Origin of the sequence: Brachyspira pilosicoli, assembly GCF_008016535.1 — a bacterium.
Classification (GTDB): domain Bacteria; phylum Spirochaetota; class Brachyspiria; order Brachyspirales; family Brachyspiraceae; genus Brachyspira; species Brachyspira pilosicoli_A.
In genome coordinates this window covers 1-9,348 of the sequence record NZ_SAXY01000039.1, presented here as the reverse complement: position 1 = coordinate 9,348, position 9,348 = coordinate 1, and the positions used below count along the sequence as shown (strand labels likewise).

11 protein-coding genes and 1 pseudogene are annotated in these 9,348 nt (G+C 27.6%); 6 read left to right on the top strand and 6 right to left on the bottom strand.

Features of this window, described 5'->3' with window-relative positions; all coding sequences use genetic code 11:
* Positions 1-239 precede the first annotated feature (239 nt).
* From EPJ72_RS06005 to EPJ72_RS05980, 6 genes are all read left to right on the top strand, one after another.
* Positions 240-506 (top strand): co-chaperone GroES, encoded by a 267-nt coding sequence (locus tag EPJ72_RS06005; protein ID WP_013245179.1) that lies wholly within the window; start codon positions 240-242, stop codon positions 504-506.
* 94 nt (positions 507-600) lie between these two features.
* Positions 601-1,749 carry a hypothetical protein gene (locus EPJ72_RS06000; protein ID WP_147731295.1) on the top strand — a complete coding sequence of 383 codons (1,149 nt, stop codon included), beginning with the start codon at positions 601-603 and terminating at the stop codon, positions 1,747-1,749.
* Between the two features lie 104 nt (positions 1,750-1,853).
* Entirely contained in the window at positions 1,854-2,855 is a 1,002-nt protein-coding gene (locus tag EPJ72_RS05995) for an ABC transporter ATP-binding protein (RefSeq protein ID WP_147731294.1), read from the top strand.
* 36 nt (positions 2,856-2,891) lie between these two features.
* A complete protein-coding gene (locus EPJ72_RS05990; protein ID WP_147731293.1) occupies positions 2,892-3,599 on the top strand; it encodes an ABC transporter permease in 708 nt (235 codons plus the stop codon).
* Positions 3,600-3,614: 15 nt separating this feature from the next.
* Positions 3,615-4,190 carry an ankyrin repeat domain-containing protein gene (locus tag EPJ72_RS05985; protein ID WP_147731292.1) on the top strand — a complete coding sequence of 192 codons (576 nt, stop codon included), beginning with the start codon at positions 3,615-3,617 and terminating at the stop codon, positions 4,188-4,190.
* Between the two features lie 125 nt (positions 4,191-4,315).
* Positions 4,316-4,525: a TM2 domain-containing protein gene (locus EPJ72_RS05980; RefSeq protein ID WP_147731291.1), complete on the top strand. Its 210-nt coding sequence runs from the start codon at positions 4,316-4,318 to the stop codon at positions 4,523-4,525.
* Positions 4,526-4,620: 95 nt separating this feature from the next.
* On the opposite strand, the gene EPJ72_RS05975 is transcribed toward EPJ72_RS05980, so the two are convergent.
* The 6 genes and pseudogenes from EPJ72_RS05975 to EPJ72_RS13435 all read right to left on the bottom strand — a co-directional run.
* Positions 4,621-5,439, bottom strand: coding sequence for a MetQ/NlpA family ABC transporter substrate-binding protein (locus tag EPJ72_RS05975; protein WP_147731290.1), 819 nt, complete (start codon positions 5,437-5,439; stop codon positions 4,621-4,623).
* A 50-nt stretch (positions 5,440-5,489) separates the two neighbouring features.
* Positions 5,490-6,302: a MetQ/NlpA family ABC transporter substrate-binding protein gene (locus tag EPJ72_RS05970; protein ID WP_147731289.1), complete on the bottom strand. Its 813-nt coding sequence runs from the start codon at positions 6,300-6,302 to the stop codon at positions 5,490-5,492.
* Between the two features lie 81 nt (positions 6,303-6,383).
* Entirely contained in the window at positions 6,384-7,334 is a 951-nt protein-coding gene (locus tag EPJ72_RS05965) for an L-lactate dehydrogenase (RefSeq protein WP_147731288.1), read from the bottom strand.
* Between the two features lie 29 nt (positions 7,335-7,363).
* Positions 7,364-8,044 carry a methionine ABC transporter permease gene (locus EPJ72_RS05960; protein WP_147731287.1) on the bottom strand — a complete coding sequence of 227 codons (681 nt, stop codon included), beginning with the start codon at positions 8,042-8,044 and terminating at the stop codon, positions 7,364-7,366.
* Positions 8,025-9,077, bottom strand: a complete 1,053-nt coding sequence (locus EPJ72_RS05955) for a methionine ABC transporter ATP-binding protein (protein WP_147731286.1) — start codon at positions 9,075-9,077, stop codon at positions 8,025-8,027. The genes EPJ72_RS05960 and EPJ72_RS05955 overlap by 20 nt, the downstream gene beginning before the upstream one ends.
* Before the next feature lie 120 nt (positions 9,078-9,197).
* A pseudogene (locus tag EPJ72_RS13435) lies at positions 9,198-9,348 on the bottom strand (IS1595 family transposase); the annotation flags it as partial.

The window sequence follows — 9,348 nt, the reverse complement described above, 5'->3', positions numbered from 1 at the left end:
TAAATTCTGTGCTATAATCTTTTTTCATAGTAGTATCCTTTATTTATTTTCTATATCAAAATATTATAACAAGGATACTGCTTTTTTTATACTAAAAAATGTCCAATATCTCATACTCCTAAACAAAATAAAGAGCTTTTTTATATTGACTTTTTAATATTTCTATTATAAAATTAGTAAAAATTTTTAATAACAAAAAACAATTTATTATAAAACAATATTAAAAAAGGAGAATATATATGTCATCTATTAAACCATTAGCAGATAGAGTTCTTTTACAAGTTTTAGAACAAGAAGAAAAAACTTCAAGCGGAATACTTCTTCCAGATACAGCTAAAGAAAAAACTCAAAAAGCAAAAGTAGTTGAAATAGGCTCTAGTAAAGATATACAGGTAAAAAAAGGTGATATAGTTATATACGATAAATATTCTGGTATACAAATAAAAGAAGATAATAAAGAATATTTAATAGTAAAAAATGAAGAAATTGTTGCTATTATAAAATAATAATAAATTAATGGCTAAAACAAATTATTAAGAACACTTAGTTTATAAAAACTTAGTGTTCTTTTTTGATTAATTATTTAGGTAAATTAGCAGTATGTTTAAATATTTGTGTTTAGTTTTAATTATATTTCAAATTTCAATATTTGCAGAAGAAACAACCAATAAAGTCCCAGAATATAATTTTATATATGAAAAAGAAATTTCTTTTAATTTAGGAGAAACTAATAATATAAATGAAATATCAATTATGATAGAGAGAAGGGGGCTTCCATTAGTTAATAGACTTGTTAGATTTATCTCTACAGACCCTGAAATATTTAATTTTGAAGCTGAAATAATAAATACAAATAGCGGTTTTGAAGAAATAGAAAAAATATACACAAATATTTTTGTAGTGCCTACAGATGAAAATGGAATAGCTAGTGCAAATATTAATTTAAATAAAGCTGGTAAAGCTGTTGCTATTATGCATATTCTATATGTTGGCTCTACTGGAAATACAAATATATCATACGAAGAGTATGCTAATATCAATATAAAAAATACGCCCTCTATACCTTCAATCATTTTTAATAATCAAGATGATAATTTAAATGTAAAAACTTCAGTATTTTTAGAATTAACATTATATCCAGCACTTTTTTTAATATCAATAGCATTAATATTCATTAGCTATTTTAGACATATATATCATGAATATAGAACCTCAAAATCAAAAATAATAATGTATTCTTTTTTTGGATTTAGCACAGTTCAAAAGAAATTTTTATATTTAATTATAGTTGTTTTAGTGGAATTAATTTTAATAGGTGCTTCTCTTATTATCAGTAGCTATGTTCTTCCTATAACTTTTTTATCATTTTTTATAGCAGGATTTATTGTAAAAAACAAAAAATTATATTCTATAGGTTTTTTTATATTAGCTTCTATATCTATGATAGATTTATATCTTAAAGTATTTTTAAATTATTTTACAATGGAATCTATAATTCAATCATCATTAATGACAAACCCATTTTTAGTATTTTTTGTATTTCTTATATTAACAGCATTGTCTGGAGGAATATATATACCTTCTTCAATATTAATATTATATAAAACAGTATTTAATCTAGGAAACACTGGTTTAATAATAGCTTTACTAGGAATATTTATTTCTTCTTTTCTTTATATTGTAAAAGTAAAAAAAGATATACCTTTTCTTTATGAATTAGATTTATTAAAAATTAGAGATAATTACTAATAGTATAAATTACGAAATTTTATAAATATTTTTTTATCAAATACGATATTATAATATAATAACTTCTAAAAAGTAATTTAATATTTTTTAATTAAGGATTATTAATGATAAAAGTTGATAATGTAGTAAAGTACTATGGAGAACATTTAGCCTTAAAGGGTTTTTCATATACTATAAATAAAGGAGAAATAGTTGGATTTTTAGGACCTAATGGTGCTGGAAAATCTACTATGATGCGTATTATTACAGGATATCTTCCTGCTACAAGCGGATATGTTTATTTAGATGATTATGAGGTTTATGATAATCCTATAGAATTAAAAAAAAGAATAGGATATATGCCTGAAAATGTTTCATTATATACAGAAATGACTGTAACTGATTATCTTAAATTTTGTGCTAAACTAAAAGGAGTTGCAAGAAAGAAAGTAAAATCTGCGGTAGAAAACACAATAGAAATTACAGGCTTAACAAAATATAAAGATAGAATAATAGGACATTTATCTAAAGGATACAGACAAAGAACAGGTATAGCACAGGCAATAATACATGACCCAGAAGTTTTGATATTAGATGAACCTACAAGCGGACTTGACCCTAATCAATTAATAGAAGTAAGGTCATTAATAAAAAGTTTAGGTGGAACAAGAACTGTTATACTTTCTACACATATATTAAGCGAAGTTGAAGATACTTGCGAGAGGGCTTTAATTATAGACAGCGGAGAGCTTATTGCTGAAGATACAATAGAAGGCTTAAAAATGGCTATGGACAGAGAGATACTTGGAGGAAATATTGAACTTAAAGTGGCTGACAAACAAAATGATGCTCTTTTATGTGTGAGAGAGGTTAATGGCGTTGTACAGGCTGAAACAGATAATTTTGGCACTATTATTATAGAATGTGAAAGAGGAAATGATTCACGTGCTGAAATAGTAAAACATTTGGTTAATAATAATTTTGATGTATTAGAAATAAAATCTAAAGAGAGAAGTTTGGAAGAGGTATTTATTTACTTTACAGATAAAAAGAAAAATCAGGATTTTGATAAGAGTAAATATATAAAAGATGACAGTATAAAAACTGATACTTCAGAAGAAGAATAATATAAAAAAATAGATAAAATAGATAAAGGGGTAAAAATGAGAAACATATATGTTGTATTTGCAAGGGAGATTCAATCTTTTTATGTATCTCCTTTATATTATATATTAGGATTTATTTATTTAGCTTTAACGGGTTATTTTTTCACTATAGAAGTTTATTATAGCAGATTGGCAGTAATGGAAAACACTATGTATAACATTGGTTTTTTTACAATACTATTTTTGTCAATTCTATGTATGAAACTAATAGCTGAAGAGAGGGCATCTGGTACATTTGAACTTATTATGACATCTCCTATTACTTCACTTCAATATGTTATTGGTAAATATTTATCTGTATTAGTTGTTTATGCTTCACTTTTAATTATGACTTTTGTTTATCCTATACTTTTAATGGTATTTGGAAAGCCAGATATGGGAGTAATATTTAGCGGATATTTAGGATTATTTTTACTTGGTACTGCTATACTTGGACTTGGTTTAATAGCTACAAGTATATCAAAAAGTCAATTAGTAGCAGCTATTTTAGGTGTATCTATGGGGGTGTTCGCTTACATTATAAATTGGCTTAGTGAGATGTTTACTGGTGCTAGTAAATTATTAAATGCTATTTCTATAACTACATATTTTTCTGATTTTACTAAGGGTTTAATAGATATACAAAATGTAATATTTTTTCTTATTTGGGCTATTGCTTGTATATCAATATCTACTATGCTTGTAGAATCATATAAGTGGCAGTAAATAAAGGCTTAATATATGTCTCAAATAGTTAAATATGTAAAAAATAATGATTTTGATAATGTAAAAAAATTAATAGAAACGGATAATTCATTAGTTGATGCGAGAGATGAAGAGACAAGATTTACGCTTTTAATGCTTTGTGCTAAAAAAGGTTATATTGAGATAGCAAAGCTTTTAGTAGAAGAGGGAGCTAATTTAAATGCTAGAAGCAAAACAGGTATAACAGCTTTAATGTTTGCATGTGCTGAGAAACAAACAGAGGTTGCCAAATATTTAATAGATTCTGGTGCTGATGTTAATTTAAGGGATAAGCCATTATTTTCTGCCTTACTTTATGCTTCACTTACAAAAGAGCATGATATTATAAAGGCATTAGTTGAAGCGGGTGCCGATGTAAATGCTAAAAATTTTAAATTAGTAACACCTTTAATGTTTGCTGCTGGTATAAACGATATAGAAACAATGAAACTTTTAATAGAAAATGGAGCAGATATAGAACATAAAAATAAAGACGGAGAGAGAGCATTAGAGTTTGCTATTCGTAAAGAACAAAAAGAAGCAGCAGATTATTTAAAAACTATTTCCAAATGATTTTTTAAAAACATATAAAAATAAATATAATCTAATTTCAATAAAATATATTCTCTAATTTCTTTGATTTTTTTTTAATATATATTATAACTTTAAAATAATAATTTATCATTAGGAGATTTATTATGAGTAATGAAGTATCTGATAGAAGTTGGGTTGTAACTTTGCTTTTGGCAATATTTTTACCAGTACATAGATTTTATGTTGGAAAAGTAGGTACTGGAATATTATATTGGCTTACAGCCGGCGGTTTAGGAATATGGTATATAGTTGATATAGTTTTAATATTGTTAGATATTTTTACAGATAAACAGGGAAGAAAATTAAGAAAATAAAAGTTTTTATAATAATAAAATATAATAAAAAACCTCTAGTAAAATCAATTATAAAATTAATTACTAGAGGTTTTTATTTTTATATAAAATTATTTTTATTTCCAAGTAGGCAAATAAGAACCTTTAAAATTCTCATTATAAACTTTCTCTACTATTTCAGACTGATAAGTATCAACAACTTTTTTATATAATTCATTATCTTTATCAGCAGTTCTTGCCGCAATTAAATTAACAAAAGATTTAGTGCTGTATATTGCAGGGTCATCTTTGAAAATATAATCAGAACCAGGGTTAAGACCAAAATCTATAGCATAGTTTCCGTTAATAACAGCACAAGCAACATCAGGAAGCAAACTGTAAATACCTCCCGCATCAACTTCTACAATCTCTAAATTTAAAGGATTTTCTACTATATCAGCAACACTAGGAGAATCTCCTGCCTCTTCTCTTACTTTAATTAAACCAGCAGCCTCTAAAACCTTTAAAGCTCTTCCGCCATTTGATGGGTCATTAGGTATAGCAACCTTATCACCTTTTTTAACTTCTTTTACATCTGTAATATTTGTAGAATAAATATTCATAGCAGATATATAAGTGTCAGCAATAGCAGTTAAATCATAACCTTTATTAGATACCTCATCATTAAAATAAGCATAATGCTGAAAAGCGTTTAAATCAATTTCACCATCATTTAAAGCCTGATTTGGAATAGTGTAATCAGCAAAAGAAACTAATTCTACTTTAATCCCCTCTTCTGCTAACTTTTCTACTATAGGATTCCAAATTTGATAATCAGATTCTCCTGCAAATCCAACTTTTACTATATTGTTATTTGCACTAGATTTTCCGCCGCCGCATGCACTAAAAGTGAAAATTAATGCTGCAAAAGCTGCAACTAATAAAATTTTCTTCATAATATATTAACTCCTTATTAAAATTTTTAAAAATTATTAAATAATTATTTTTATTTCCAAGCAGGTATATAAGCACCCTTAAAATCTTCAGCATAAACTTTTTCTACTTCAGCAGATTGATAGGCCTCTACTACCCTTTTATAAATCTCATTATCTTTGTCTTCAGCCCTTGAAGCTATTAAGTTTATATACATATTATTGTCATAATTTTTAGGGTCATCTCTAAATATATAATCAGCACCCGGATTAAGACCAAAATCTAAAGCATAATTACAATTAATAACCGCACAAGCAACATCAGGAAGCAAACTATATAAACTGCCCGCATCAACCTCTATAATCTCTAAATTTAAAGGATTTTCTATATCATTAACTGTAGGATTGTCTGGAGCATTATCTTTTATTTTTATTAAACCAGCAGCCTCCAAAACTTTTAAAGCCCTTCCGCCATTAGCAGGGTCATTAGGTATAGCAACCTTATCTCCATTTTTAACCTCATTAACATTTGTAATATTATGAGAATAAATATTCATAGCAGATATATAAGTAACACCCAATATAGCTAAATCATAACCTTTAGTATTAACTTCATTGCTGTAGTATGCATGGTGCTGAAAAGCATCTAAATCTATATCACCGTCATTTAATGCCTGATTTGGTATAGTGTAATCGGCAAAAGAAACTAATTCTACTTTAATGCCTTCTTTTAATAATTTCTCTTGTACAGGCTTCCATATAGTTCTATCAGATTCACCAACATGCCCAATTTTTACAGTAATTAAATCTTTTTTATTATCATTACTTCCGCCGCAAGAAGCTAAGAACAATGATAATGCAAAAAACAATAATAATAACTTTTTCATTATATGTCATTCCCCTTTATAAATAATTTAATTTTTTTTAAACAATTTAAATATTTTAGACAATAAAATAAATATTTTTTATCACATGGTAAGTGATAATTTATAATTTTTAGTCATAGTATCGCAAGAAGCATCAAAAAGTTTTTTCTCTTCTTCATTCATTTTAAGTTCAATTATCTCCTCAACTCCATTAGCTCCCAAAACTGCAGGCACAGAAGCATAAACCTCTTTTTGACCATACTCTCCATCTAGATAAACTGAAACAGGTAAAACTCTATGCTCATCACAAAGTATAGTCCTAGCAACCTCTGCAAGCGAAGTGCCTATTCCAAACTCGGTAGAACCTTTACCTAGTAAAATGTCCCATCCGCCTCTTCTTCCTTTATCAGCTAATTCTTTTAAATCTAATTTAGCATATTTATCTTTACCTTCTTTCATAAGCTCAAATAAAGGCTTTCCTGCTATAGTTACACAAGACCAAGCAACCATTTGACTCTCCCCATGCTCGCCTAATGCATAAGCATATACAGATTTTTGATCAACATTAATAGCCTCAGATATAGCACGTCTTAATCTTGCAGAGTCCAATGTTGTGCTTGTAGATATTATTCTTTTAGTGTCATAATTTAACTTGTTTTGTAAATAATGAGTAATAACATCAGCAGGATTAGAAATATTAATTATAATTCCATTAAATTTAGTCTTTTTAATATTAGACACTATATCTTTCATAACTTCTACAGTATCACCCAAAGTATCCATTCTAGTTTGATTTTCTTTAGGCAAAGGTCCGGCACATACAACCATTAAATCAGCATCATCAATATCGCTATAATCTCCAGCTTTAACTTCAACTCTATGAGGAAGATAAACAGTAGCATCAAATATATCAAGAGCCTGAGCAAAAGCTTTTTTCTTGTCTATATCAATATAAACAATATCTTCAACCAACCCCTGAGCTGCTAAAGCATATCCTACATGAGAGCCTACATGCCCAGCTCCTATAATAACTACTTTTCTATTTTTAATCATAATAAATCCTTTATAAAAAATATAACTTTTTAATGTGTAGCTTTTTTTACTATAAAATTACCAAGTGCCTGTATTAAACCAACAAGTATTACAAGAAGTATTACAGAAACATATATAATATCTAATTTATTTCTATAGTATCCAGACTGTATAGCATAAGTACCAAGCCCGCCAGCACCAACAGCACCAGCCATAGCGGTAAGTCCTATTAAACTAATAGCAGTGATTGTAGTTCCTCTTGCTATAGGAGCAATACTCTCTTTTAAATAAACTCTAAATATTATAGCTATAGGAGAAGAGCCCATTGACTGAGCAGCCTCAACTAACCCCGGATTAACTTCAGATAAAGCACTTTCCATCTGTCTAGCAAAAAAAGGTACAGTACCAAAAATTAATGGCAATATAGCACCCTTTACTCCGATAGCTGTACCCATTATAAATCTTGTCAAAGGTACAAGCATAGCAAGAAGTATTATAAAAGGTATAGCCCTAAAAAAGTTAATAACTTTACTAAGTACTTCATATATTATGATGTTTTGCATAATGCCATATCTTTTAGTAACAATTAAAAGTATACCCAAAAATCCGCCAACAAAAAATGATATAATACCAGAATATAAAAGCATTATAAATGTTTGTATAATACTATCATAAAGCCTTGGTAAATCATTCATTACATTTGGTATCAATTTATTTAGAAACTCTAGCATCAGCTATAACCTCCATATCAACATTTTTTTCTTTAAGAAACTCTATGGCTTTATTGATTCCTCCAGCTTCTCTTTCATGCATAATAATAACAAGCCCCCCAAGCAAGCTATTATCAATAAACTCAACATTTCCAAAAATAATATTAGCATCAACATTGAAAGCCCTAGATATATGAGAAATAAAAGGTTCTATTACTCCTCCCTTTTTATATCTAAGTCTTAATATACATTCATTTTCTTTTAATACTGTAATATCATTTTTCTCTTCTACCAAATCATATATTTTAGAAAGATTTGAAGTTGTGTCTATAAAATCTTGAGTTATTTTATTTTTTGGAGCAGAAAATACATCAAAGATATTACCTTCTTCTATTAAATTACCAGCATTCATAACAGCAACTCTATGACATAATTCTTTAACAACATTCATCTCGTGAGTTATTACAACTATAGTAATTTTTAATTTCTCATTTAATTTTTTTAATAATTTAAGTATAGAACCAGTAGTTTGAGGGTCTAATGCACTAGTAGCCTCATCGCAAAGAAGTATATTAGGTTCATTGGCCAAAGCTCTAGCAATAGCTACTCTCTGTTTTTGACCGCCGCTTAATTGTGATGGATAAGCATAAGCCTTTTCTTTTATATCTACGAGTTCAAGTAAAGACATAACCTTATCTTCTACTTCTTTTTTTGAAAGCCCTCTATATCTTAAAGGATAAGCAACATTTTTAAATACATTTCTAGAGCCAAATAAATTAAATTGCTGAAATATCATTCCTATCTTTTTTCTTCGCTCTCTAAGCTCTTTTTGAGATAAAGACATCATATCTATATTATCTATATAAACCTTTCCAGAAGTAGGTCTTTCAAGTAAATTGATACATCTTACAAGAGTAGATTTTCCAGCACCAGAAAAACCTATTATTCCATATATCTCGCCGTCATCTATTTTTATAGATACATTATTTACAGCATTAAGCTGTTTATTGTTTGCTGTTGTAAATACTTTGCTTACATTTTCTATTACTATCATTAATTATTCCAATTAAAAATTTATTCTGTACATTATATAATTATATATATTTCTGTCAATAATAACTATGAAAACAATTTAAAAGGCTAATATTTAAATAATTGGGGCTGGCCCAGATAACTAAAAAAGCTCCTTTTTTGCTAAATTATATATAATTTCCAATTGTTTGTCAACTTTTGGATTATTAAATCTAAATTGACATTCTTTAATAAATAAGTGAAAATGTGCTTTTGGTATTCCATTAAATTTACGAAGATGTCTTTTCGCTTGA